The 24,891-nt window shown below is 56.5% G+C and carries 28 protein-coding genes and 1 riboswitch; of the genes, 16 read left to right on the top strand and 12 right to left on the bottom strand.

Annotation, left to right across the window (positions count from 1 at the left end; genetic code table 11):
• Position 1: 1 nt before the first annotated feature.
• The 12 genes from ACLJRH_RS01390 to pduF all read right to left on the bottom strand — a co-directional run bounded on the left by ACLJRH_RS01390 (position 2) and on the right by pduF (position 11,112).
• Entirely contained in the window at positions 2-793 is a 792-nt protein-coding gene (locus ACLJRH_RS01390; protein ID WP_001001975.1) for a cobalt-precorrin-6A reductase, read from the bottom strand.
• The gene (locus tag ACLJRH_RS01385) at positions 790-1,515 is read right to left on the bottom strand and encodes a precorrin-3B C(17)-methyltransferase (RefSeq protein ID WP_000953637.1); all 726 of its coding nucleotides are present in this window, start codon (positions 1,513-1,515) and stop codon (positions 790-792) included. Before ACLJRH_RS01385 ends, ACLJRH_RS01390 begins: the two co-directional genes overlap by 4 nt.
• A complete protein-coding gene (gene cbiG, locus ACLJRH_RS01380; protein ID WP_001098922.1) occupies positions 1,515-2,570 on the bottom strand; it encodes a cobalt-precorrin 5A hydrolase in 1,056 nt (351 codons plus the stop codon). Before cbiG ends, ACLJRH_RS01385 begins: the two co-directional genes overlap by 1 nt.
• The gene (locus ACLJRH_RS01375) at positions 2,551-3,324 is read right to left on the bottom strand and encodes a cobalt-precorrin-4 methyltransferase (RefSeq protein WP_000004870.1); all 774 of its coding nucleotides are present in this window, start codon (positions 3,322-3,324) and stop codon (positions 2,551-2,553) included. The genes cbiG and ACLJRH_RS01375 overlap by 20 nt, the downstream gene beginning before the upstream one ends.
• Entirely contained in the window at positions 3,308-3,886 is a 579-nt protein-coding gene (locus ACLJRH_RS01370) for a decarboxylating cobalt-precorrin-6B (C(15))-methyltransferase (RefSeq protein WP_000650985.1), read from the bottom strand. The genes ACLJRH_RS01375 and ACLJRH_RS01370 overlap by 17 nt, the downstream gene beginning before the upstream one ends.
• The gene (locus ACLJRH_RS01365) at positions 3,876-4,481 is read right to left on the bottom strand and encodes a cobalt-precorrin-7 (C(5))-methyltransferase (RefSeq protein ID WP_000958829.1); all 606 of its coding nucleotides are present in this window, start codon (positions 4,479-4,481) and stop codon (positions 3,876-3,878) included. The genes ACLJRH_RS01370 and ACLJRH_RS01365 overlap by 11 nt, the downstream gene beginning before the upstream one ends.
• Positions 4,475-5,614: a cobalt-precorrin-5B (C(1))-methyltransferase CbiD gene (gene cbiD / locus ACLJRH_RS01360; protein ID WP_023223154.1), complete on the bottom strand. Its 1,140-nt coding sequence runs from the start codon at positions 5,612-5,614 to the stop codon at positions 4,475-4,477. Before cbiD ends, ACLJRH_RS01365 begins: the two co-directional genes overlap by 7 nt.
• Positions 5,614-6,246 carry a cobalt-precorrin-8 methylmutase gene (locus ACLJRH_RS01355; RefSeq protein WP_000558993.1) on the bottom strand — a complete coding sequence of 211 codons (633 nt, stop codon included), beginning with the start codon at positions 6,244-6,246 and terminating at the stop codon, positions 5,614-5,616. The genes cbiD and ACLJRH_RS01355 overlap by 1 nt, the downstream gene beginning before the upstream one ends.
• Positions 6,247-6,256: 10 nt before the next feature.
• On the bottom strand, positions 6,257-7,216 hold the full coding sequence (cbiB, locus tag ACLJRH_RS01350; protein ID WP_000153655.1) for an adenosylcobinamide-phosphate synthase CbiB: 960 nt from the start codon (positions 7,214-7,216) through the stop codon (positions 6,257-6,259).
• Positions 7,213-8,592, bottom strand: a complete 1,380-nt coding sequence (locus ACLJRH_RS01345) for a cobyrinate a,c-diamide synthase (protein WP_023136927.1) — start codon at positions 8,590-8,592, stop codon at positions 7,213-7,215. Before ACLJRH_RS01345 ends, cbiB begins: the two co-directional genes overlap by 4 nt.
• Before the next feature lie 96 nt (positions 8,593-8,688).
• A riboswitch (cobalamin riboswitch) is annotated at positions 8,689-8,864 on the bottom strand.
• Between the two features lie 325 nt (positions 8,865-9,189).
• Entirely contained in the window at positions 9,190-10,101 is a 912-nt protein-coding gene (pocR, locus tag ACLJRH_RS01340; protein ID WP_023136926.1) for a transcriptional regulator PocR, read from the bottom strand.
• A gap of 216 nt (positions 10,102-10,317) precedes the next feature.
• A complete protein-coding gene (pduF, locus tag ACLJRH_RS01335) occupies positions 10,318-11,112 on the bottom strand; it encodes a propanediol diffusion facilitator PduF (RefSeq protein ID WP_001000023.1) in 795 nt (264 codons plus the stop codon).
• A gap of 524 nt (positions 11,113-11,636) precedes the next feature.
• Between pduF and pduA the strand changes: the two genes are divergently transcribed.
• Genes pduA through pduS form a run of 16 tightly spaced genes read left to right on the top strand, consistent with a single transcriptional unit; the run spans position 11,637 to position 24,889 of the window.
• A complete protein-coding gene (pduA, locus tag ACLJRH_RS01330; RefSeq protein ID WP_003030255.1) occupies positions 11,637-11,918 on the top strand; it encodes a propanediol utilization microcompartment protein PduA in 282 nt (93 codons plus the stop codon).
• Positions 11,918-12,730: a propanediol utilization microcompartment protein PduB gene (gene pduB / locus ACLJRH_RS01325; protein WP_004105122.1), complete on the top strand. Its 813-nt coding sequence runs from the start codon at positions 11,918-11,920 to the stop codon at positions 12,728-12,730. The genes pduA and pduB overlap by 1 nt, the downstream gene beginning before the upstream one ends.
• Positions 12,731-12,748: 18 nt before the next feature.
• Entirely contained in the window at positions 12,749-14,413 is a 1,665-nt protein-coding gene (gene pduC / locus ACLJRH_RS01320) for a propanediol dehydratase large subunit PduC (RefSeq protein WP_001256896.1), read from the top strand.
• Between the two features lie 10 nt (positions 14,414-14,423).
• Positions 14,424-15,098, top strand: a complete 675-nt coding sequence (gene pduD, locus ACLJRH_RS01315; RefSeq protein WP_023136925.1) for a propanediol dehydratase medium subunit PduD — start codon at positions 14,424-14,426, stop codon at positions 15,096-15,098.
• Positions 15,099-15,112: 14 nt separating this feature from the next.
• On the top strand, positions 15,113-15,634 hold the full coding sequence (pduE, locus tag ACLJRH_RS01310; protein WP_001090597.1) for a propanediol dehydratase small subunit PduE: 522 nt from the start codon (positions 15,113-15,115) through the stop codon (positions 15,632-15,634).
• 15 nt (positions 15,635-15,649) lie between these two features.
• Positions 15,650-17,482, top strand: coding sequence for a propanediol dehydratase reactivase alpha subunit PduG (gene pduG / locus ACLJRH_RS01305; RefSeq protein WP_023136924.1), 1,833 nt, complete (start codon positions 15,650-15,652; stop codon positions 17,480-17,482).
• The gene (gene pduH, locus ACLJRH_RS01300) at positions 17,472-17,822 is read left to right on the top strand and encodes a propanediol dehydratase reactivase beta subunit PduH (RefSeq protein ID WP_000377981.1); all 351 of its coding nucleotides are present in this window, start codon (positions 17,472-17,474) and stop codon (positions 17,820-17,822) included. Before pduG ends, pduH begins: the two co-directional genes overlap by 11 nt.
• 19 nt (positions 17,823-17,841) lie before the next feature.
• A complete protein-coding gene (gene pduJ / locus ACLJRH_RS01295) occupies positions 17,842-18,117 on the top strand; it encodes a propanediol utilization microcompartment protein PduJ (protein WP_001057755.1) in 276 nt (91 codons plus the stop codon).
• A 3-nt stretch (positions 18,118-18,120) separates the two neighbouring features.
• Positions 18,121-18,603 carry a propanediol utilization microcompartment protein PduK gene (gene pduK, locus ACLJRH_RS01290; protein WP_001284380.1) on the top strand — a complete coding sequence of 161 codons (483 nt, stop codon included), beginning with the start codon at positions 18,121-18,123 and terminating at the stop codon, positions 18,601-18,603.
• The gene (locus ACLJRH_RS01285; RefSeq protein ID WP_000356727.1) at positions 18,603-19,235 is read left to right on the top strand and encodes a phosphate propanoyltransferase; all 633 of its coding nucleotides are present in this window, start codon (positions 18,603-18,605) and stop codon (positions 19,233-19,235) included. The genes pduK and ACLJRH_RS01285 overlap by 1 nt, the downstream gene beginning before the upstream one ends.
• Positions 19,232-19,723: a propanediol utilization microcompartment protein PduM gene (gene pduM, locus ACLJRH_RS01280; RefSeq protein WP_001012960.1), complete on the top strand. Its 492-nt coding sequence runs from the start codon at positions 19,232-19,234 to the stop codon at positions 19,721-19,723. The genes ACLJRH_RS01285 and pduM overlap by 4 nt, the downstream gene beginning before the upstream one ends.
• 3 nt (positions 19,724-19,726) lie before the next feature.
• A complete protein-coding gene (pduN, locus tag ACLJRH_RS01275) occupies positions 19,727-20,002 on the top strand; it encodes a propanediol utilization microcompartment protein PduN (RefSeq protein WP_000549823.1) in 276 nt (91 codons plus the stop codon).
• A gap of 9 nt (positions 20,003-20,011) precedes the next feature.
• On the top strand, positions 20,012-21,022 hold the full coding sequence (gene pduO, locus ACLJRH_RS01270) for a two-domain cob(I)yrinic acid a,c-diamide adenosyltransferase PduO (RefSeq protein WP_023136923.1): 1,011 nt from the start codon (positions 20,012-20,014) through the stop codon (positions 21,020-21,022).
• Entirely contained in the window at positions 21,019-22,413 is a 1,395-nt protein-coding gene (gene pduP, locus ACLJRH_RS01265) for a CoA-acylating propionaldehyde dehydrogenase PduP (protein ID WP_001605976.1), read from the top strand. The genes pduO and pduP overlap by 4 nt, the downstream gene beginning before the upstream one ends.
• Before the next feature lie 11 nt (positions 22,414-22,424).
• Positions 22,425-23,537 (top strand): 1-propanol dehydrogenase PduQ, encoded by a 1,113-nt coding sequence (pduQ, locus tag ACLJRH_RS01260; protein WP_001091459.1) that lies wholly within the window; start codon positions 22,425-22,427, stop codon positions 23,535-23,537.
• Positions 23,534-24,889: a cobalamin reductase PduS gene (gene pduS, locus ACLJRH_RS01255; protein ID WP_023137029.1), complete on the top strand. Its 1,356-nt coding sequence runs from the start codon at positions 23,534-23,536 to the stop codon at positions 24,887-24,889. The genes pduQ and pduS overlap by 4 nt, the downstream gene beginning before the upstream one ends.
• Positions 24,890-24,891 lie beyond the last annotated feature (2 nt).

Raw genomic sequence — 24,891 nt, 5'->3', positions numbered from 1 at the left:
TTTACTCCTTAGCTGCGGCCAGCCAGCGCGATAAACGCTGCGCAAAGGCGGCCTGGCTTTCCAGTAACTCATCACCCGTCACAAGTGGCGTCGGGCGCGCAATAACGATGCAGGGAATGCCCGCATCCAGACAGGGCTGAACTTTTTCCTGATATCCCCCCTCCGCGCCGGACGCTTTGGTAATGACCACGTCGGCCCGGCACTGGTGGTAAAACGCGGCGTTAAAATCAGCGCTGAACGGCCCACACAATGCGAAAATTTCTCCAACGCCGAACCCCAGTTCGCTGCAGCGTTGAATCACCTCCGCCACGGGCAGTACGCGCGCCAGCAACGTTTTTTCCGCCAGCCCGGCACGCCAGACGGCCAGATCTTTACTGCCGGTCGTCAGTAACACGCGCGGACCAAAACGCCTCGCTATCTCGCAGGCATCGGCAATACTGCGCGCCGTATAGAGAAGCGGATGCGTCAGATTGCTAAGCTGCTCCGGACGCTGATAACGACTTAACAACACGCCTGCCGTTTCACAGGCGCGAAGGAGGTTATGGCTGACCATTTCTGCATAAGGATGCGATGCATCTATTACCCAGCGAGTACGGTTTTCTTTTAGCCAGGCGACCATCTGCCCGTACTCCAGACGACCACAGCGCACCTGTCCTTTAATGTCGCCAGCCAGCGCTTTTCCGGCTGGCGTCGCCACGGATAAGGTGTATGCGACGTTCGCCGCATCCAGTTGTCGGCATAACGCGCGCGCATCGCTGGTGCCGCCCACCACCAGCACATCTCCCTCATTCACAGCGTGTAACCTCGCGGCGTTATCATCAGCCCATCCTGAACATAGGTCGTTTTATTACCAACGATGACCAGACTGGTCATATCTACCGGTTCAAAATCCATATCGCCGAGCGTAGTCAGCCATTTTTCCTCTTTCTTACGTCCGGCGGATTTCACCACGCCAACCGGCGTTTGCGCGCTTTTACTGGCGGCAAGCAGGTCAAACGCGCGCGCCAGATGCCCTTCGCGCCCGCGGCTGCGCGGGTTGTAAAAACAGATAACAAAGTCTGCCTCTCCGGCGGCAACGATGCGCTTTTCAATTACCGGCCACGGGGTCAGCAGGTCGCTGAGGCTGATATGGCAGAAGTCATGCATCAGCGGCGCGCCCAGTAAAGAGGCGGCGGCGATGCTGGCGGTCATGCCAGGAATGAGCCGCACCTCGACGTCCAGTTTTTGCTTGCCGACCAGTTCCAGCACCAGACCCGCCATGCCGTAAATTCCCGCATCCCCGCTGCTGATGAGCGCGACGTTATGCCCGGCCTGCGCCAGTTCAATAGCCGCCTGGCAGCGTTCAATTTCCTTACACATGCCGGTCTTGATCACCTGTTTATCGCCGGTAAATGCTTTAACCAGATGGGTATAGGTTTTGTAGCCCACGACGATTTCCGCCGCCTGAAGCGCCTCAATCGCCTCCATCGTCATCATTGCCTGCGAACCGGGGCCAATACCAATTACGCTCAACATCAGTGTGCAACTCCTAAAGTAATAGTGACGCCCTGTTCTCGCAGGGTCTCGCCTAACAATTGTCCCTGGCTTAATAACCACGCAGCCGGGCCGGATACGCTGCCAACGCCCACCGTTTTTCTGACGAAGCCAGAACCGGGAAAATGGTGTTCGAATTCGCGCAACGCTTCGGCGGTAAAGGTTTTAAAAGGCACGCGGCAGCAGGAGGCGAGCTGAATAAGCCCCGGCTCCCCTTTTTTGAGCGTGACGCTGCCAATCGCTTTTAACGCCAGCGGATCGAGTTTCTGCGCTTCAAGCTGGCGCGCCAGTAATGTCGCTAACAGGGGAAATGGCGTATTGCGGCGACAGCCAATTCCCGCCACCACACGCTGGGGCACCAGTTTCCAGTGCAGTACGGGAAGCTCAGGGAGGTCATTACGCAAAGAGACGCAGATAAGCGCATCCAGCTCAGGCAACCGCTGCAAATCATCAACAGGGATAAAACCGCGAATATCGCACTGGCCGATCTCTTCCGTTAGTTCGGCATCCCACCATAACCCCACCCGTTGATGACTGACCAACATCTGGTTAACGGTTTTTACCGCCGTTCGAAGATCGGTCATACGGGCGTTAAGCTGGAAAGCTAAGGTGTCCAACGCGGACATCTCATTGACATCCGTTGCCGTGGTAATCACCGGATCGGCGCCTAACATTCCTGCCAGGTAGCGCGTCAAGGCATTGGCCCCTCCCGCATGACCGGAAAGCAGGCTAATGACATGCTGACCACGTTCATCAATGACGACCACCGCCGGATCGCTGAACTTGTCGTTCACTAACGGCGCCAGGACACGAACGGCAATGCCGGTCGCGCCAATAAAAATAAGCGCGGTATAAGTGGTAAAAGCCTGCCGGGCGGTATTAGCGAATCCGCCATCGAAGGGAATAAATCCCTCTTCCCGCAGTTTTTCACTGGTAAAGCAGGTTAACGGCAGCATCGCGGCGAGTCTCTTTGCCAGCGCCACGCCGCCGGGCGTCAGGCAAAACAACGCAATGGATTCAGGCTTTACGGTATTCATGGCTAAAGTCCGCTGCATAGAGTCTTGAGTAGTGATACTCCTTACCCAGAAAATTCCCGACCAGGATTAGCGCCGTCTTACGGATGCCAGCATCACGTACTTTGTCGCTAATATCCGCTAATGTGCCGCGAACGGTCTGGCTTTCCGGCCAGGTAGCCTTATAGATGACCGCGACAGGCGTAGTTGCCGGATAACCGCCGGCAATGAGACGTTCTGCCACCCGGTGAATACGCTGAACGGAGAGATAAATCGCCATCGACGTCTGGTGACTGGCGAACGCCTCCAGTTGTTCGCGCGCCGGTACTGGCGTACGCCCTTCCAGACGGGTAATAATGAGACTCTGCGATACCTCCGGTACGGTATATTCCACACCCAGCTCCGCCGCAGCGCCGAGAAACGCGCTGACGCCAGGCACTACCTGCCAGTCGATACCACGGCGGGTTAACTCTTCGCCTTGCTCACGCACGGAGCCGTACAGCGAGACATCGCCCGTTTGCAACCGCACCACCGTTTTTCCCGCTTTCACGCCCGCGGCCATCAGCTCGATAATCTGCTCAAGATGCAGTTCGGCGCTGTCGTAGCGTTCTGCCTGCGCGGGGCAGTAATCCAGCAGTTCGGTATTGATCAGCGAACCGGCATAGATAACTACCTGCGCCTGTTGCAGCAGGCGGTAGCCTTTAAGCGTGATCAGCTCGCGATCGCCCGGCCCGGCGCCGACGAACCATACACAGCGTGGATCAAATGTCTCTGACATGGTTTTCTTCCTTCTGACAGGCGATAACAAAAACAGGATTGTTCGGTTTGAAATAGTGTCCCGCCCCCAGCGGCGTTAACGATGAAAGCTGAAGCTGTACACAGTCCATTCGACATGCGCCGATGTGCGCAAGATGCGCCAGCGCGCTATGAAGGTTTTCCTGCAAGATAAAGGTCATCACCAGACGGCCACCGGGATGCAGATGGCCCATCGCCCAGTCAATCAGCGCCGTCAGATGACCGCCGCTGCCGCCCATAAACACCGCATCGGCTTTCCCGGTTATGGTCATTGGCGCTTCGCCGGGGAGAATATCGATATTGCCGCAGGCAAAGCGCTGACGATTCTCATCAAGCAGCCGTAGCGCGGCAGGATTACGCTCGATAGCCGTCACCTGCAACGAAGGAAACTGCAGCGCCGCTTCAATTGAGACGCTTCCCGTTCCCGCCCCGACGTCAATCAGGTGACTGGCGCGGTGGAGCTCAAGTTTCGACAGCGCCAGCGCCCGTACCGCCTCTTTGGTCATCGGTACGTTCTCGCCGCGCAGAAAAAGCTCATCTTTCATCCAGGATCACCACTGCATTCATTTCATAGTCGGCGTTGACCGCACTGACGGGTAGCCAGTGGATCCGCTCATTTTCCATCGCCAGATTTTCACCAATCACCATTAAGCGATGCCCTTTGCCCCGCGCGACCAGTTCCCGCGCGATTTCTCGCGGCCCGCAGCGGGCATCCGTGACCATCGCCACTTTGCGATGGTTCGCTAACTGATCGAAGCTGACGCAACGACCGTGGCTACTGGTCAACCACATGTCATTCATATCAATTCCAGCCTGTGCGCACAGATACTGTACGGCGCTGATGCCAGGGATAATGCGAACCTGTTCGATACCAAAATGCGCCACCAGGCGTGTACCGATGCCATAAAACAGCGGATCGCCGGAGGCCAGCACCACGATCCCTTTATCCCGACGGGCGGCAATCCATGACAACAACGCGCCAATATCCGCGCCCAGCGTAAATCGTTCGCCGCCAAACGCCGGAAACTGCGCCAAATGCCGTTTACCGCCTGCCAGCGCATCGGCGTGGTCTATCGCTTCCAGCGCCGCAGGCGTCATCAAATGCTGTCCGGCGGGCCCCATTCCCACGACCGTTAGCATTGCAGCTCCTTAGCAATCTCGTCGACGGGACGATTACTGCCGAGAATATGGTTATCAAAAGAAAACAGGATGGCGTCGCAGACAGGCGGCGTTTTGGTAAAACGCAGCATCTGCATGACTCGCAAACAAATACGCCTGGCAAGATGGTTATAGATATGCCCGAAGCCATATGCTTCAATGTGCTCCATTGCCGCTTCAGTGGTATCGCAATCGCTGACCAGGGTGAGTAACTCCAGCGGCGCGCCCAGTAAAGCTAAATGCGCGACCAGCGTTTCCATGCGCGCATCGGCAATATGGCTATGGGTATGAAAGATCCCGGCGGCGATTTTGATCAATTTTCCAGGATGCCCCACCAGCACTATCTGGCAAAATCCCAGCCGTACCGCCTCTTCAATCATGTAGCCGACAAAATTGCTCATGGTGACGACCATCTGTGTGTCGACGCCCATTTGTTCGCGAACAAACCGTTCGCCGTGGTTGCCCGGCACGAGTATCACCCGCGTTAATCCTGACGCCCGTTTGATCTCCAGTTCCAGCGATAGCGAGCGTTTCCAGCTTTCTTCCGACATCGGCGTCACAATGCCGGTAGTGCCAATAATGGAAATGCCGCCAAGAATGCCAAGCCGCGAGTTATACGTTTTTTGCGCCCGCGCTTCACCTTCCGGGGCAAAAATCTCCACATCGGCCCCACGCGCCGGGCCTATCGCTTCGCGCACCGCAGATTCAATGGTATGACGCGGCGTACGATTGATGGCGGCGCTCCCGAGGGGTAGTCCAATCCCTTTACGCGTTACCGTACCAATACCTTCGCCGCCAGTGAGCGTAATCTCACCGCTGTCGTTGAGCGTAACACGGGCAAAAATCAGCATCCCGTGCGTGGCATCCACGTCATCGCCGCCATCTTTACGAATTGCGGCTATCGCCTGCTGGCCTTCAATGTGCGGCGACTCCACGTTCAGGCATAGCGTGACGCCCGACGGCGTGACGATGGAGACCTGATGAATCAGATGTTGACGCAATACCATCAGCGCGGCGACTTTTGCCGCCGCCGTCGCGCAGGAACCGGTGGTATATCCTTTACGTAACGCTTTACCGTGGTGCCAGACCGGCGCGTCAAAAGAAAGCTCGCTCATCAGGCCTCCCGGAGGTGATAGAGCAGCGCATTGACGATAGCGGCAGCCACGTTACTGCCGCCTTTACGCCCTAACGCGGCAACCGCGGGAAAATGACTATGGGTGAGCGCCTCTTTGGACTCCGCCGCGCCGACAAAGCCTACCGGTACGCCCACCACGCCGCTCACCGTCACGTTATGTTCAAGCAAACGGAACAGAGCCGTCGGCGCATTACCGAAAACAAAGAGCTTGTTTTTCTCCTCCTCGGCGATAGCAATATCGACGGCGGCCATTGAACGGGTAATCCCCTGCGTTTTTGCGGCGCGCACCACGCGCGGATCGCTGATATAACAGCGACACTCGCCGCCAAACGTCGCCAGTAATCTTTTATTAATGCCGGACAGCGCCATCGTGGTATCGGTATAAATAATGCACGGTTGGCGTAGCGCATCACAAAGCTGCTCCAGCGCATCGGCAGAGAACCACAAAATGTCCAGCCAGTCGAAATCGGCGGTGGTATGAATAACCCGCTTGATAATGGCCTCATGGAGCGGACTGGCGAAACGGTAATCAGGACGCGTTTCGCGAATAATGTCGCTAATAATGGTGAAACTGTTGGCCTCAATGGTTTGGGGCTGCTGGATATAATGCATACTGTCGTCCTCAGGCCACGCCAGATAACCCGCACCGCGCTACAATAAACAGCGCCAGCGCCAGGGTTGAAGCGACCCACATCAATCGAATCGTTCGGGAAATATCGTCCACGGAAATATCGCGCTGCGCGTCGCCGATCCAGGGCTTGTCCACACGCTCGCCAAAGTAGTTATTTGGGCCGCCGAGCTGGATTCCTAAGGCGCCGGCCACACACGCTTCCGACCAGGCGCAATTTGGGCTACTGTGGTTATAACGGTCACGCCAGCCAATACGTAGCGCCCGCCAACCACTCAGGCGACACAGTCCTGCCGCAATGCCCAGCAACAGCCAGCTCAGTCGGGCAGGAAGATAGTTCGCTACATCGTCCATACGGGCGCTGACCATACCAATCGCCCGGTATTTTTCATGTTTGTAGCCCACCATTGAATCCAGGGTATTGACGGCTTTGTAGGCCATCGCCAGCGGCGCGCCGCCGAGAAAGAGGAAAAAGAGCGGCGCGATAATGCCGTCAACGGTGTTTTCTGCAACCGTTTCCACCACGGCGCGATTGATCTGCGCTGGCTGAAGTTGTGACGTATCGCGCCCGACGATCCAGGAGAGTTTTATTCGGCTTTCCGCAAGGTCGTTCTCCCGCAACGGTCGCTCAACCTCCTGCGCGGCGCGGGCCAGAGAGCGTCCGGCCAGCGTGGTAAAGATCATCCAGACTTCGACGCTCCAGCCAAACCAGGGGTGAATCCGCTGCGCCAGCGCCAGTACGCCCCATGCCACGCCCCAGGTCGCCCCGACAACCACAACCCACATTACGCCGCCGCCAATCCGCAGCGCTTTATCGCCGGGACAATAGCGACGCACAATACGCTGCACAAACGTGATTAAACGGCCTATCCAGCGTACCGGATGGGGCCAGTGTTGAGGGTCGCCGATGATAAAATCCAGCACCCAGGCGATACACCAGGCAAGAATCGTCATAATACGCGCCTCGCCGCCGCCAGCCAGTGCTGCAACATTTCCGGACGCTGGGCGAAATGGACGTGCAGATAGCTGGCAAACGTGTTGCCTGTCTGCCAGCCGCCGGTCCATTCCTGTAACACGCGACCATCGCGAACCTTACGACAGGCCATAACGGCGGGTGTTTCGGGGATAAAATCTGAGTAGTGAAATTCATGGCCGCGCACTATCTCACCAGGCACCGCCAATAGCGTTGGCTGCATAGCCTGCGCCTCACAGTAACCAAAGCGGGTAAGTCGCTTACCCATTTTGCTGTGACCGGGGATAATATTCGCCATCTGATGAATTTCCCCGCCGCTATCCTCCAGAGTGCTCCCCAAATACATCAGACCGCCACACTCCGCGTAAATCGCCACGCCGCGCTGATGCGCCGCCCGCAAATGTTTTAACATCGCCGTATTTGCCGCCAGCTCTGCGGCGTATAATTCGGGATATCCACCGCCCAGCCAGATCATCTGACAATCAGGCAATGCGCGGTCATGCAGTGGGCTAAAACGCACAATGTTAACGCTGGCACGCTCCAGCAAATCGATGTTATCGGGGTAATAAAAGTTAAAGGCCTCATCATCCGCCAGAGCAAGCGTCAGCCCTGCCCCCGCTGTGTTATCGGGGCGCTCAGGCCACATTCCCGTCGGAAGCGCTGATAACACGCTCAGCGAGAGTAACGCATCCACATCCACTGTTTGTTCCAGCGTGGCGGCAAAATCATGCCATGATTGCTGATTGACGAGGGATTCTCTGGCAGTAATCAACCCCAGGTGGCGTTCAGGTAATGCGACGCCGTCGCAAGGAGGGACATACCCCAGTACCGGCAGTGAGCAATAATGTTCAATGGCATTTTTGAGGAGCTGATAGTGGGCGTCGCTAGTGACGCGATTCACAATCACGCCCGCGAGGTTGAGGGTCGGGTCGAAGTGCTGAAATCCCATAACGGTAGCCGCAAGCGACGTTGAAACAGCCTTGCCGTCCACCAGTAGGATGACCGGGCAACCAAGCTGTTTCGCCATTGCGGCTGTACTGCAATAATTGGGGTCGACGCCATAGCCGTCATACAGCCCCATGACCCCTTCAATGACGGCGATATCCGCCTGCCGCATTTGTTCGCAAAATAAGGCGTTGAGAACAGGAGGAGGAAGCATGAAACTGTCAAGATTACGGGACGCCACGCCACAGATAGCGGTATGCCAGCCGGTATCAAGGTAATCTGGCCCAACTTTAAACGGCTGTACGCGCAGCGCGCGTTTTTGCAGCAGCCTCAACAAACCAAGCGTCACCGTGGTTTTGCCGCAACCGCTTCCTGTGCCTGCAAGAATAAATGCGTGATGCCTTGCCGCCATTACCCTGATCCTGTTCAGGGTGGTAGGGGTATACAGGTACGCGCATGTTCAGTCTTTCGACTGTACGCGTCTTCGCAACCCACTTCCCACCGAAGTTGTTGGTTATCACCGACAGGCAGGTCTTCTGGCTTAGCGTCCTCCTCGCCCGTCCTTCCCAATCTTGCGATCAGTGGTCTTTACGGGGTCGTCAGCATCACAGCAGCGGGGGCTGCGGGGGATTTTCACCCCCTTCCCTACCACAAATGTGGCAAACCTGTTGGTTTACGTTATGGCTGTACGGCACACCCATAACGGCAATTAATAATGTGCTACGTTTTACATTTCTGTGAGCAATAACCTGAGCGGTTGCTCATCTGACGTTAATCTACTCATCCTTACCGGTATATTGACGATAAAACGTATCGACAAAGCGTAATAAAACTTATCTTTCCTGACACTGTACTTCATCACAAAAATAAAAACTGGTGCAGTTTATGCCCTAAATTTTATTATTTTGTTGCGCTATGACAATTTATTGTTACACCAGATAAATTTTCTTTCTGAAATGATTAAGATACAAAACACTATCAAAAATCGGCAATAGCAAAATATTGCTATTCATAACGATGGAGGATGAGAATTCTCATTTATCTGCTGGCGATAAGCCTGCGGCGTAACCTGATAGGTCTGGCGGAAGACTTTACAAAAATAGCTGGTTTGCGAAAAGCCTAAATTACGCGCAATACTGGCAATACTCCAGTCACTATGGCAAAGCAATTCTCTGGCGCTAACCATTCTCTGGCGGTTCACCCACGCATTAAATCCGATTCCCTGATATTTCTTGAATAGCTTACTGAAGTAATAGGGGCTGAGATAGACATGTGAGGCGACATCCTCAAGACGAAGATCGTCGGACAAATGCGCATCAATATAGCGAAGCGCTTTTTTCATTTTACTGTCATGCGGAGTGGGACCACGAGCGGCTTTATTTGCCTCCGATTGCTGCGGATTGTCTTTGATAACCACGAAATTGAGCTGTTTTTTCAGGCAATTCTCAACAATCAGTTTAAGGAGATCGGCGGAAGCGATAACGCGTGAATAGTCCATCTCTGGCACATTCCGAAATTCATTCAAGAGCTCAGGGTCAGCCTGCCAGCGATCGTCGATATTAAGAATGTTTACCAACTCCACGTCATTACTTAAACGAACCTGTCCGCATAAAACAAAGCCAACTAAATGCCCTGCAATTACCAGCGGAATAGAAAAATCCGTTAGACCGGCATGACAACGATAAATACAGGGTTGATCGGACTTCGATGCCTCCAGTCCCCCGCAGCGATCGCTCATACGACAACGTGTACTATGCTGGGGATGCTGTCGCATCAACTGACAAAACGGCGTGAAATTGAATAGCTCAGATATTTCATCACCATGAATATTGACAACCACAACCGCCAGACCGGTGGCTTGTGCAAAATCCTGTGCGATTTTATTAATGAGTTCTGAGTTCAGAGCGCTCGCAGAAATCATGATAAAACCCCTCAGTTAATTTATTGTTATAAACAAAACACATTATTTACATTCACTTTTTATTACCATTATCCTGGCCCTGATAAAAAGTACAATGACAATATCAAAAGTCTCCCATTGCTGGGAGACGTTTTGATCAGTTCGTGAAAGCAGATCACGAAATTATCTCACCTGTTTTTACGATACATCATTGCTGTGAATCTGGTTCGCATTTTCTTACAGTTCACAGCGGTTACAAGGTAAATTCTTACCAATAAAATAGCGATATATGGCTGCTCCGGCACAGGCGCCGATAACAGGCGCGACAATCGGCACGATAAAATAAGGGATCTCTCGCCCACCGCTCATCGCCATGTTCCCCCACCCCGCTAACCATGTGAACAGTTTGGGACCGAAATCACGCGCCGGATTCATTGCAAAACCGGTAAGAGGTCCAGTAGACGCGCCGATAACGGCAACCAGTATCCCAATAAGCAAAGGCGCAAGCGGCCCTTTAGGAATGCCATTGCCATCATCCGTCAATGCCATGATCATGCCCATCAGAATCGACGTAATGACCACTTCCACCAACGCAGCCTGCCATACATTTAGCGCTGCGGCCGGATAGGTACTGAAAATGCTGGCTAATTGCAAACTTTCGACGCTACCGCGCACCATATGATGCGCAGTCTCAAATTCAGTAAAAAGACTACTATAAAGCACATACGCCAGCAGAGCGCCGCCAAAAGCGCCGGCAAACTGGGCAATAATATAAGGCAATACTTTCTGTTTGGGGAAGCAGGCAAACAGCCACAGCGCAATCGTCACCGCAGGGTTAAGATGTCCGCCGGAGATCCCGGCCGTAAGGTAAACGGCCAGTGAAATTCCAAGCCCCCAAATAATGCAAATCTCCCATAATCCGAGGCTGGCGCCTGCGACTTTGAGTGCGCTCAAACAACCGATACCAAAAAACAAAAAGAGTCCGGTGCCTAAAAATTCCGCACCACATTGCGCCTTTAGAGAATCATTCATGTGACACCTTCTGAGCAAAGTTCGTGTCCTGGCCAGCGCAAGTTTCGGCTGGCGGTAGAGTACAGCTAACCTCACTATAAAAAGTGCCACCTGTAAATTGTTGGCAACCTGCGGGCCTGCCTTCCGGAAAAATCGTGTTGCGATAGCAAAATTTTGCTTTTCCGATATTTTTATCAGCCCATCACACGGGAAATTTGAGCTATAAAATACGCCTGTTGAAATAATAAAATATTGCACAAGCCAACTTATCAATTTCGAATAAACATCACATTTTGCGTCTTTCGCCATATCAAATAAAAATACTCTCGTCACTAACAAAAATGTAAAAATGAAATAATAAAAACAAAATAATCATATAGACAATAATAAATTAAATGTAATTTATCAATAAGTTATAAAAGCAAAAGACAATTTAGTCATATTGTTTTCCCATTATTTTCTGATGCTCAACAGCAAGTCAGCCATTCTTTTTCCTCGCATCTTCTTATAGTCCCCACTATCGGAACACTCCATGCGAGGTCTTTATGCAACAAGAAGCACTAGGAATGGTAGAAACCAAAGGCTTAACCGCAGCCATAGAGGCCGCTGATGCAATGGTTAAGTCAGCCAATGTGATGTTAGTGGGCTATGAAAAGATTGGCTCCGGGCTGGTAACCGTCATCGTGCGCGGCGATGTTGGCGCGGTCAAAGCGGCCACCGATGCAGGTGCCGCAGCCGCACGCAACGTGGGTGAAGTGAAAGCCGTACACGTCATCCCACGCCCTCACACCGATGTAGAAAAAATCTTACCGAAGGGAATTAGCTAATGAGCAGCAATGAGCTGGTTGAACAGATCATGGCGCAGGTGATTGCCCGTGTGGCAACGCCGGAACAGCAGGCCATCCCTACTGAAAACCACCCAATACGAGAGACGGCTATGGCAGAAAAAAGCTGCAGTTTAACGGAATTTGTCGGGACCGCCATTGGCGACACCCTTGGCCTGGTTATCGCTAACGTCGATACCGCCCTGCTGGATGCGATGAAGCTTGAGAAGCGCTATCGCTCCATCGGCATTCTCGGCGCCCGCACCGGCGCAGGCCCGCACATTATGGCGGCGGACGAAGCGGTGAAAGCCACCAATACCGAAGTAGTCAGCATTGAGCTGCCGCGCGATACCAAAGGCGGCGCGGGCCACGGTTCGCTGATTATTTTAGGCGGCAACGACGTTTCCGACGTCAAGCGCGGTATCGAAGTCGCGCTGAAAGAGCTGGACCGCACCTTCGGTGATGTTTACGGCAACGAAGCCGGACATATCGAACTGCAGTACACCGCTCGCGCCAGCTACGCGCTGGAAAAAGCGTTCGGCGCGCCGATTGGCCGCGCCTGCGGCATTATCGTCGGCGCTCCGGCTTCCGTAGGCGTACTGATGGCCGATACCGCGCTGAAGTCAGCCAACGTTGAAGTCGTGGCGTACAGCTCTCCGGCGCACGGCACCAGCTTTAGTAACGAAGCTATTCTGGTGATTTCCGGCGATTCCGGCGCGGTCCGCCAGGCGGTGACCTCCGCCCGCGAAATCGGCAAAACCGTCCTTGCGACCCTCGGTTCTGAACCGAAAAACGATCGCCCGTCCTACATCTGATACCCACGAGGCTGATTCATGAGATCGAAAAGATTTGAAGCACTGGCGAAACGCCCTGTGAATCAGGACGGCTTCGTTAAGGAGTGGATCGAAGAAGGCTTTATCGCAATGGAAAGCCCGAACGACCCGAAACCGTCGATTAAAATCGTTAACGGCGCGGTGACCGAGCTGGACGGAAAACCGGTTAGCGAATTCGACCTGATCGACCACTTTATCGCTCGCTACGGCATCAACCTGAACCGCGCCGAAGAAGTGATGGCGATGGATTCGGTCAAGCTGGCCAACATGCTCTGCGATCCGAACGTTAAGCGTAGCGAAATCGTCCCGCTGACCACCGCGATGACCCCGGCGAAAATTGTTGAAGTGGTTTCGCATATGAACGTCGTCGAAATGATGATGGCGATGCAAAAAATGCGCGCTCGCCGCACGCCGTCTCAGCAGGCACACGTCACCAACGTCAAGGATAACCCGGTGCAAATCGCCGCCGACGCCGCCGAAGGCGCATGGCGCGGGTTTGACGAACAAGAAACCACCGTTGCGGTAGCACGCTACGCGCCGTTCAACGCCATCGCGCTGTTGGTCGGCTCTCAGGTTGGTCGTCCGGGCGTACTGACGCAGTGCTCCCTGGAAGAAGCCACCGAGCTTAAGCTCGGCATGCTGGGCCACACCTGCTACGCCGAAACCATCTCCGTTTACGGCACCGAGCCGGTCTTCACCGACGGTGACGATACACCATGGTCGAAGGGCTTCTTAGCCTCTTCCTACGCCTCTCGCGGCCTGAAAATGCGCTTCACCTCCGGTTCTGGCTCCGAAGTGCAGATGGGCTACGCCGAAGGCAAATCCATGCTGTATCTGGAAGCGCGCTGCATCTATATCACCAAAGCGGCTGGCGTTCAGGGTCTGCAAAACGGCTCCGTAAGCTGCATCGGCGTACCGTCTGCCGTGCCGTCAGGCATTCGTGCCGTGCTGGCGGAAAACCTGATCTGCTCTTCGCTGGATCTGGAATGCGCCTCCAGTAACGACCAGACCTTCACCCACTCCGATATGCGTCGTACAGCGCGCCTGCTGATGCAGTTCCTGCCGGGTACCGACTTTATCTCCTCTGGTTATTCCGCGGTGCCGAACTACGACAACATGTTCGCCGGTTCCAACGAAGATGCGGAAGACTTTGACGACTACAACGTTATCCAGCGTGACCTGAAAGTGGACGGCGGTCTGCGCCCGGTTCGCGAAGAGGACGTTATCGCCATCCGTAACAAAGCCGCCCGCGCGCTGCAGGCCGTGTTTGCCGGAATGGGACTACCGCCGATTACCGATGAAGAAGTTGAAGCCGCGACCTATGCCCACGGTTCGAAAGATATGCCGGAGCGTAACATCGTCGAAGACATCAAGTTCGCCCAGGAAATCATCAATAAAAACCGCAACGGTCTGGAAGTCGTTAAAGCGCTGGCGCAGGGCGGGTTTACCGACGTGGCCCAGGACATGCTCAACATCCAGAAAGCCAAGCTAACCGGCGACTATTTGCACACCTCCGCCATTATCGTCGGCGACGGACAAGTGCTCTCTGCGGTTAATGACGTCAATGACTATGCCGGTCCGGCAACAGGTTATCGCCTGCAGGGAGAACGCTGGGAAGAGATTAAAAACATCCCTGGCGCTCTTGATCCCAACGAGATTGATTAAGGGGTGAGAAATGGAAATTAATGAAAAATTGCTGCGCCAGATAATTGAAGATGTGCTCCGCGATATGAAGGGCAGCGATAAACCCGTCTCGTTTAATGCGCCTGCGGCATCCACAGCACCACAGACCGCTGCGCCTGCGGGCGACAGCTTTCTGACCGAAGTGGGCGAAGCGCGCCAGGGCACTCAGCAGGACGAAGTCATTATCGCCGTCGGCCCGGCATTTGGCCTGGCGCAAACCGTCAATATCGTGGGCTTACCGCATAAGAGCATTCTGCGCGAAGTCATTGCCGGTATTGAAGAAGAAGGCATCAAGGCGCGCGTGATTCGCTGCTTTAAATCTTCCGACGTGGCGTTCGTCGCCGTTGAAGGTAACCGCCTGAGCGGATCCGGCATCTCCATCGGCATCCAGTCGAAAGGTACTACGGTTATCCACCAGCAGGGGCTACCGCCGCTCTCCAACCTGGAGCTGTTCCCGCAGGCACCGCTGCTGACGCTGGAAACCTACCGTCAGATTGGTAAAAACGCCGCCCGTTATGCGAAACGCGAATCACCGCAGCCGGTCCCTACGCTCAATGACCAGATGGCACGCCCGAAGTACCAGGCAAAGTCGGCCATTTTGCACATTAAAGAGACCAAGTACGTCGTGACGGGCAAAAACCCGCAGGAACTGCGCGTGGCGCTTTGATAAAGGATAACTCCATGAATACCGACGCAATTGAATCGATGGTCCGGGACGTATTGAGCCGCATGAACAGCCTGCAGGGCGATGCGCCAGCAGCGGCTCCTGCGGCAGGCGGCACGTCCCGCAGCGCAAAGGTCAGCGACTACCCGCTGGCGAACAAACACCCGGAATGGGTGAAAACCGCCACCAATAAAACGCTGGACGACTTTACGCTGGAAAACGTGCTGAGCAATAAAGTCACCGCTCAGGATATGCGTATTACCCCGGAAACCCTGCGCTTACAGGCGTCTATCGCCAAGGACGCGGGCCGCGACCGGCTGGCGATGAACTTCGAACGCGCCGCCGAACTGACCGCGGTACCGGACGATCGCATTCTGGAAATCTACAACGCCCTTCGTCCGTATCGTTCAACGAAAGAAGAGCTGCTCGCTATCGCCGACGATCTCGAAAACCGTTATCAGGCAAAGATTTGCGCAGCTTTCGTTCGTGAAGCGGCAGGGCTGTACGTTGAGCGTAAAAAACTCAAAGGCGACGATTAATTACAGGGGTATGTGATGCGATATATAGCTGGCATTGACATCGGTAACTCATCGACGGAAGTCGCGCTGGCGCGGCAAGATGAGACTGGCGCACTGACGATTACGCACAGCGCGCTGGCGGAAACGACCGGGATCAAAGGCACGTTGCGTAACGTGTTCGGCATTCAGGAAGCGCTCGCCCTCGTCGCAAAGCGCGCGGGGATCAATGTCAGCGATATTTCGCTCATCCGCATTAACGAAGCCACGCCGGTGATTGGCGATGTGGCGATGGAAACCATTACCGAAACCATCATCACCGAATCGACAATGATTGGCCATAACCCAAAAACGCCGGGCGGAGTAGGCCTTGGTGTGGGTATCACGATTACGCCGGAGGAGCTGTTAACCCGCCCGGCGGACTCGTCCTATATTCTGGTGGTATCGTCAGCCTTTGATTTTGCCGATATCGCCAATGTTATCAACGCCTCAATGCGCGCCGGATACCAGATTACCGGCGTCATTTTGCAGCGCGACGATGGCGTACTGGTCAGCAACCGGCTGGAAAAATCGCTACCGATTGTCGATGAAGTTCTGTACATCGACCGCATTCCGCTGGGGATGCTGGCGGCGATTGAAGTCGCCGTGCCGGGAAAGGTTATCGAAACCCTCTCTAACCCTTACGGTATCGCCACCGTATTTAATCTCAACGCCGATGAGACAAAAAACATCGTCCCGATGGCGCGCGCGCTGATCGGCAACCGTTCCGCCGTGGTGGTTAAAACGCCATCCGGCGACGTCAAAGCGCGCGCAATACCCGCCGGTAACCTGGAGCTGCAGGCGCAGGGTCGTACCATGCGCGTGGATGTTGCCGCCGGTGCCGAAGCCATCATGAAAGCGGTGGACGGCTGCGGCAAGCTCGACAACGTCACCGGCGAGGCCGGGACCAATATCGGCGGCATGCTGGAACACGTACGCCAGACCATGGCCGAGCTAACCAATAAGCCGAGCAGTGAGATTTTCATTCAGGATCTTCTGGCCGTTGACACCTCGGTTCCGGTGAGCGTCACCGGCGGTCTGGCCGGGGAGTTCTCGCTGGAGCAGGCCGTCGGCATCGCTTCGATGGTGAAATCAGACCGTCTGCAGATGGCGATGATTGCCCGTGAAATTGAGCAGAAGCTTAATATCGACGTGCAGATCGGCGGCGCTGAGGCTGAAGCCGCCATTCTGGGCGCGCTGACCACGCCGGGTACCACCCGACCGCTGGCGATCCTCGACCTCGGCGCGGGCTCCACCGATGCCTCCATCATCAACCCTAAAGGCGAAATCATCGCCACCCATCTCGCCGGGGCAGGCGACATGGTCACGATGATTATTGCCCGCGAACTGGGGCTGGAAGACCGCTATCTGGCGGAAGAGATCAAAAAATACCCGCTGGCTAAGGTCGAAAGCCTGTTCCACTTACGCCACGAGGACGGCAGCGTCCAGTTCTTCCCGACGCCGCTGCCTCCCGCTGTGTTCGCCCGCGTCTGCGTGGTGAAACCGGACGAACTGGTGCCGCTTCCCGGCGACTTAGCGCTGGAAAAAGTGCGCGCCATTCGCCGCAGCGCTAAAGAACGCGTCTTTGTCACCAACGCCCTGCGCGCGCTGCGTCAGGTCAGTCCAACCGGCAACATTCGCGATATTCCGTTCGTGGTGCTGGTCGGCGGCTCGTCGCTGGATTTCGAAGTTCCGCAGCTGGTCACCGATGCGCTGGCGCACTACCGCCTGGTCGCCGGGCGAGGAAATATTCGCGGCAGCGAAGGCCCAAGAAACGCGGTGGCCACCGGCCTGATTCTCTCCTGGCATAAGGAGTTTGCACATGGACAGTAATCACAGCGCCCCGGCAATCGTCATTACCGTTATCAGCGACTGCGCCAGCCTTTGGCACGAAGTGCTGCTGGGCATTGAAGAGGAAGGCATCCCTTTCCTGCTTCAGCATCATCCGGCAGGAGAGGTCGTTGACAGCGCCTGGCAGGCGGCGCGCAGCTCGCCGCTGCTGGTTGGCATTGCCTGCGATCGACACTCGCTGGTCGTGCATTACAAGAATTTACCCGCATCGGCGCCGCTTTTTACGCTGATGCATCATCAGGACAGTCAGGCCCAACGCAACACCGGTAATAACGCGGCACGGCTGGTCAAAGGGATCCCTTTCCGGGATCTGAATAGCTAAGCAACAGGAGAACTGCAGTATGAATAACGCACTGGGACTGGTTGAAACAAAAGGGCTGGTCGGCGCCATTGAAGCCGCCGATGCAATGGTTAAATCCGCCAACGTACAGCTGGTGGGCTACGAAAAAATTGGTTCTGGCCTGGTTACCGTCATGGTTCGCGGCGATGTCGGCGCGGTTAAAGCAGCCGTAGATGCAGGCAGCGCGGCGGCAAGCGTCGTGGGTGAAGTGAAATCCTGCCACGTTATCCCGCGTCCGCACAGCGATGTTGAGGCCATTTTACCGAAATCAGCCTAATCGATGGCGAATAAGGAGCACCGCGTGAAGCAATCACTGGGATTACTTGAAGTTTGTGGTCTGGCACTGGCTATCAGCTGCGCCGATATCATGGCGAAATCCGCTTCTATCACGCTGCTCGCCCTCGAAAAGACCAATGGTTCAGGCTGGATGGTGATTAAAATTACCGGTGATGTGGCCTCCGTTCAGGCGGCTATCACCACCGGTGCGCATTTCGCCGAACAGCGGAATGGCCTGGTGGCCCACAAGGTTATCGCCAGGCCCGGAGAAGGGATCCTGCTCGCAGAGCCCCCCCCACCCTCCGTCATTGAACCTGAGCCTGAAGCGTCAGAGATAGCTGATGTCGTTTCTGAAGCGACAGCAGAAGAGGCCCCGCAGGAATCAGAACTGGTCAGTTGCAACCTGTGTCTGGATCCAAAATGTCCTCGCCAGAAGGGCGAACCTCGTACGCTTTGCATTCATCCCGGTAAGCGAGGTGAAGCGTAATGGATAAAGAGCTTCTGCAATCAACGGTCAGTAAAGTTCTTGATGAGATGCGCCTGCGGCCTATCCCGCTGGGCGTCTCAAACCGTCATATCCACCTGTCCGCACAGGATTATGAGCGGCTGTTTCCCGGCCATCCCATCAGCGAGAAAAAAGCGCTGCTGCAGCCGGGACAATACGCCGCGGAGCAAACCGTCACCCTGGTGGGACCGAAAGGGCAGCTCAAAAATGTGCGCCTGCTCGGTCCGCTGCGCTCGGTAAGCCAGGTGGAAATTTCGCGTACCGATGCGAGAACGCTGGGGATTGCCGCGCCGCTGAGAATGTCCGGCAACCTGAAGGGGACGCCGGGCATCCGCCTGGTCAGCCCCTTTGCCGAACTGGAGCTACCTTCCGGGGTTATCGTCGCGCAGCGGCATATCCATATGTCGCCGCTTGATGCGCTGATCCTGCGGGTTTCCCACGGCGATAGGGTTTCAGTGGCGATTGAAGGCGACGAGCGCGGGCTGATTTTCAACAACGTGGCGATTCGCGTTTCACCGGACATGCGCCTCGAAATGCACATTGATACCGATGAAGCCAACGCCGCTGGTGCCGATAACCCGCAGGCCTTTGCCCGGCTGGTAGGCCCGCGATGAACGGCGAAACCCTGCAGCGCATTGTCGAGGAGATTGTCTCCCGGCTGCATCGCCGTGCCCAGAGCACGGCGACGCTGAGCGTTACGCAACTTCGCGATGCCGACTGTCCAGCACTGTTCTGTCAGCACGCGTCGCTGCGCATCCTGCTCGTCGACCTGCCGCTGCTGAGTCAGCTTGCGGATGCAGAAACCGACGATGCCGCCGCCCGGAAAATTCACGACGCGCTGGCGTTTGGCATCCGCGTACAGCTCAGCCTGCACAGCCAGCTGCTGCCGGTTATCCCGGTAAAAAAACTGGCTCGTCTGCCGCTGGTATTCACCGATGAGCACGGACTGCCGCTGGTTCTGCATGCGGGTTCGGTGCTGAGCTATCGCGATGTCGCGCTGCTAAGCCGGGGGCGTGTGGTTGTCCACCGCAAATGCATCGTGACCGCCATGGCGCGTGACGCGGCCAATGCGCGGAATATTCAATTAATTAAGCAGGAGTAAATCATGCATCTGGCACGAGTCACGGGCGCGGTTGTCTCCACGCAAAAATCACCTTCTTTGATTGGGAAAAAGCTGCTGCTGGTGCGTCGGGTCAGCGCCGATGGCGAACTCCCCGCCTCGCCTACCTCCGGCGATGAAGTGGCCGTGGACTCCGTCGGCGCAGGCATTGGCGAGCTGGTTTTGCTCAGCGGCGGCTCCAGCGCCAGGCACGTTTTTTCCGGGCCAAATGAGGCCATCGACCTCGCCGTTGTCGGCATTGTAGATACGCTTTCGCGTTAAGGGGCGGTTATGGCGATTTATACCCGAACAGGTGACGCTGGCACCACATCACTGTTTACCGGCCAGCGGGTGAGCAAAACCCACCCGCGGGTTGAAGCCTACGGCACGCTGGATGAGCTGAACGCCGCGCTGAGCCTGTGCGCCTGCGCCGCTGCGGATGAAAATCACCGCACCTTACTCGAGGCCATCCAGCAGCAACTTTTTTGGTTTAGCGCAGAGCTGGCCAGCGACAGCGAGCAGCCGTCGCCCAAACAGCGCTACATCAGCAGCGAAGAGATTTCGGCCCTGGAAGCCGCTATCGATCGGGCAATGGCCCGCGTCGAACCGCTGCACAGCTTTATTTTACCCGGACGCTGCGAAGCCGCGAGCCGCTTACATTTTGCCCGCACGCTGGCGCGCCGCGCCGAACGCCGTCTGGTTGAACTGGCAACTGAAGTCAACGTACGCCAGGTGCTGATGCGCTACATCAACCGCTTATCGGACTGCCTGTACGCCCTGGCCCGCGCGGAAGATAGCGATGCGCACCAGGCCAACATCATCCGTGAAGTTAGCAAGCGCTATCTGGCTGCCAGCCAGCCGACCCGCAGCAAGGAGACAACGCCCGTGGCCCTCTCATTCCACGATCTGCACCAGCTCACCCGCGCCGCCGTTGAGCGCGCGCAGCAACTGCAGGTTCCGGTAGTCGTCAGCATCGTTGACGCGCACGGCACGGAAACTGTGACCTGGCGGATGCCGGACGCCCTGCTGGTCAGCAGCGAACTGGCGCCGAAAAAGGCCTGGACCGCAGTGGCGATGAAAACGGCGACCCATGAGCTGAGCGATGTCGTTCAGCCGGGCGCCGCGCTTTACGGTCTGGAAAATCATTTACAGGGAAAAGTGGTCACCTTTGGCGGCGGTTACGCCCTGTGGCGCGACGGCATATTAATTGGGGGTCTTGGCATCAGCGGCGGCAGCGTTGAGCAGGACATGGACATAGCACAGACCGCCATCGCGGCTATTAACGTGGGAACTCATCAATGAATACTTCTGAACTCGAAACCCTGATTCGCACCATTCTTAGCGAGCAATTAACCACGCCAGCGCAAACGCCGGCCCAGCCTAAGGGCAAAGGGATTTTCCAGTCCGTGAGCGAGGCCATCGATGCCGCGCACCAGGCATTCTTACGTTATCAGCAGTGCCCGCTAAAAACCCGCAGCGCCATTATCAGCGCGATGCGTCAGGAGCTGACGCCGCTGCTGGCGACCCTGGCGGAAGAGAGTGCCAATGAAACAGGGATGGGCAACAAAGAAGATAAACTCCTCAAAAACAAGGCTGCGCTGGACAACACGCCGGGCGTAGAAGATCTCACCACCACCGCGCTGACCGGCGACGGCGGCATGGTGCTGTTTGAATACTCACCGTTTGGCGTCATCGGTTCGGTCGCCCCAAGCACCAACCCGACGGAAACCATCATCAATAACAGCATCAGCATGTTGGCGGCGGGCAATAGTATTTACTTTAGCCCGCATCCGGGCGCGAAAAAGGTCTCTCTGAAGCTGATTAGCCTGATTGAAGAGATTGCCTTCCGCTGCTGCGGCATCCGCAATCTGGTGGTGACCGTGGCTGAACCCACCTTCGAAGCGACCCAGCAGATGATGGCCCACCCGCGAATCGCGGTACTGGCCATTACCGGTGGCCCGGGCATTGTGGCAATGGGCATGAAGAGCGGTAAGAAGGTGATTGGCGCTGGCGCGGGTAACCCGCCCTGCATCGTCGATGAAACAGCAGACCTGGTGAAAGCGGCGGAAGATATTATCAACGGCGCGTCATTCGATTACAACCTGCCCTGCATTGCCGAGAAGAGCCTGATCGTAGTGGAGAGCGTCGCCGAGCGTCTGGTGCAGCAAATGCAAACCTTCGGCGCGCTGCTGCTAAGCCCGGCCGATACCGACAAACTCCGCGCCGTCTGCCTGCCTGAAGGTCAGGCCAATAAAAAACTGGTCGGCAAGAGCCCATCGGCCATGCTGGAAGCCGCCGGGATCGCTGTCCCTGCAAAAGCGCCGCGTCTGCTGATTGCGCTGGTTAGCGCTGACGATCCGTGGGTCACCAGCGAACAGCTGATGCCGATGCTGCCGGTGGTAAAAGTCAGCGATTTCGATAGCGCGCTGGCCCTGGCCCTGAAGGTTGAAGAGGGGCTGCATCATACCGCCATTATGCACTCGCAGAACGTGTCGCGCCTGAACCTCGCGGCCCGCACGCTGCAAACCTCGATATTCGTCAAAAACGGCCCCTCTTATGCCGGGATCGGCGTCGGCGGCGAAGGCTTTACCACCTTCACTATCGCCACGCCAACCGGTGAAGGGACCACGTCAGCGCGTACTTTTGCCCGCTCCCGGCGCTGCGTGCTGACCAACGGCTTTTCTATTCGCTAACCGAGGTCGCGATGAATACCTTCTCACTACAAACGCGGTTGTACAGCGGTCAGGGCAGCCTGGCGGTGCTCAAGCGCTTTACCAATAAGCACATCTGGATAATCTGCGATGGCTTTCTGGCTCGCTCTCCGCTGCTGGATACCCTGCGTAACGCGCTGCCCGCAGATAACCGCATCAGCGTCTTTAGCGAGATAACGCCGGACCCCACCATCCATACCGTGGTGCAGGGCATTGCGCAAATGCAGGCCCTGCAGCCGCAGGTGGTGATTGGTTTTGGCGGCGGCTCGGCAATGGACGCGGCGAAAGCGATTGTCTGGTTTAGCCAGCAAAGCGGCATCAATATCGAAACCTGCGTGGCGATCCCGACCACCAGCGGCACCGGTTCGGAAGTCACCAGCGCCTGCGTAATTAGCGACCCGGATAAAGGCATTAAGTATCCGCTGTTCAACAATGCGCTGTATCCGGATATGGCGATCCTCGACCCGGAGCTGGTGGTCAGCGTACCGCCGCAGATTACCGCCAACACCGGCATGGACGTGCTGACCCACGCCCTGGAAGCGTGGGTTTCACCGCACGCCAGCGACTTTACCGACGCGCTGGCGGAAAAAGCCGCCAAACTGGTGTTTCAGTACCTGCCCACGGCGGTGGAAAAAGGCGACTGCGTGGCGACGCGCGGGAAAATGCACAACGCTTCAACGCTCGCCGGGATGGCCTTCAGCCAGGCGGGGCTGGGGCTTAACCACGCTATCGCCCACCAGCTTGGTGGGCAGTTTCATCTTCCGCATGGCCTGGCCAACGCCCTGCTGTTAACCACGGTTATCCGTTTTAACGCCGGAGTTCCGCGCGCCGCCAAACGCTACGCGCGAATGGCCAAAGCCTGCGGCTTTTGCCCGGCAGAAGCCAATGACGTTGCGGCAATCAATGCGCTAATTCAGCAAATCGAACTGCTTAAGCAACGCTGTGCCCTTCCCTCACTGGCCGTTGCGCTTAAAGAAGGAAGATCCGACTTTTCCGCACGCATTCCGGCGATGGTGCAGGCTGCGCTGGCTGACGTTACGCTGCGCACCAACCCGCGCCCGGCCAGCGCCGAGGAAATTCGTGAACTGCTGGAGGAACTGCTATGAGTACCGCCGTCAACGCCGTTGAAATGCCCCATAGTGCCGATGAAATTCGCGAGCGCGTTCGCGCAGCGGGCGTTGTGGGTGCGGGCGGCGCAGGTTTTCCCGCTCACGTCAAACTACAGGCGCAGGTAGAGATTTTTCTGGTGAACGCCGCCGAGTGTGAACCGATGCTCAAAGTTGACCAGCAACTGATGTGGCAGCAGGCCGCGCGTCTTGTTCGCGGCGTGCAGTACGCGATGACGGCAACCGGCGCGCGCGAAGGGGTGATAGCCCTGAAAGAAAAATACCGCCGGGCCATCGACGCGCTCACCCCGCAGCTGCCAGCCGGTATCCGCCTGTATATCCTGCCGGATGTTTATCCTGCGGGCGATGAGGTGCTAACTATCTGGATGGCAACCGGCCGCCGGGTCGCCCCGGCTGCGCTACCGGCCAGCGTCGGCGTGGTCGTCAATAACGTGCAAACGGTGCTGAATATTGCCCGGGCGGTCGAGCAGCAGTTTCCGGTCACTCGTCGCACGTTGACCGTGAACGGCGCGGTCGCCAGACCGTTGACCGTTACCGTTCCTATCGGCATGTCACTGCATGAAGTGCTGGCGCTGGCGGGCGGCGCAACGGTCGACGACCCTGGTTTTATTAACGGCGGCCCGATGATGGGGGGCCTGATTACCTCTCTTGATAACCCGGTGACGAAAACTACCGGCGGCCTGCTGGTGCTCCCAAAAAGCCATCCGCTTATCCAGCGGAGAATGCAGGACGAGCGCACGGTGCTTTCCGTCGCGCGTACCGTCTGCGAACAGTGCCGACTGTGTACCGATCTCTGTCCGCGACACCTGATCGGCCACGAACTCTCCCCGCACCTGCTGGTGCGGGCGGTGAACTTTCACCAGGCTGCCACGCCGCAGTTGCTGCTGAGCGCCCTTACCTGCTCGGAATGCAACGTTTGCGAAAGCGTGGCCTGCCCGGTGGGGATCTCGCCGATGCGCATCAACCGCATGTTAAAACGCGAGCTGCGGGCGCAAAACCAGCGCTACGAAGGGCCGCTGAACCCGGCCGACGAAATGGCGAAATATCGCCTGGTGCCGGTGAAGCGGCTGATCGCCAAACTGGGACTAAGCCCCTGGTACCAGGAAGCTCCGCTGGTTGAAGAAGAGCCGTCAGTAAAAAAAGTCACTTTGCAGCTGCGCCAGCATATTGGTGCCAGCGCGGTAGCGAACGTTGCGGTGGGAGAACGCGTGACGCGCGGGCAATGCGTTGCCGATGTCCCGCCTGGCGCGCTCGGCGCACCCATTCACGCCAGCATCGACGGCATTGTTTCGGCCATCAGCGAACAGGCCATCACGGTTGTAAGAGGTTAACC

This window comes from Salmonella sp. SAL04162 (assembly GCF_046551535.1).
In the GTDB taxonomy this organism is placed as follows: domain Bacteria; phylum Pseudomonadota; class Gammaproteobacteria; order Enterobacterales; family Enterobacteriaceae; genus Salmonella; species Salmonella enterica.
Note: the sequence above shows the minus strand (reverse complement) of the source record. Positions and strands in the feature narration are given on the sequence as shown.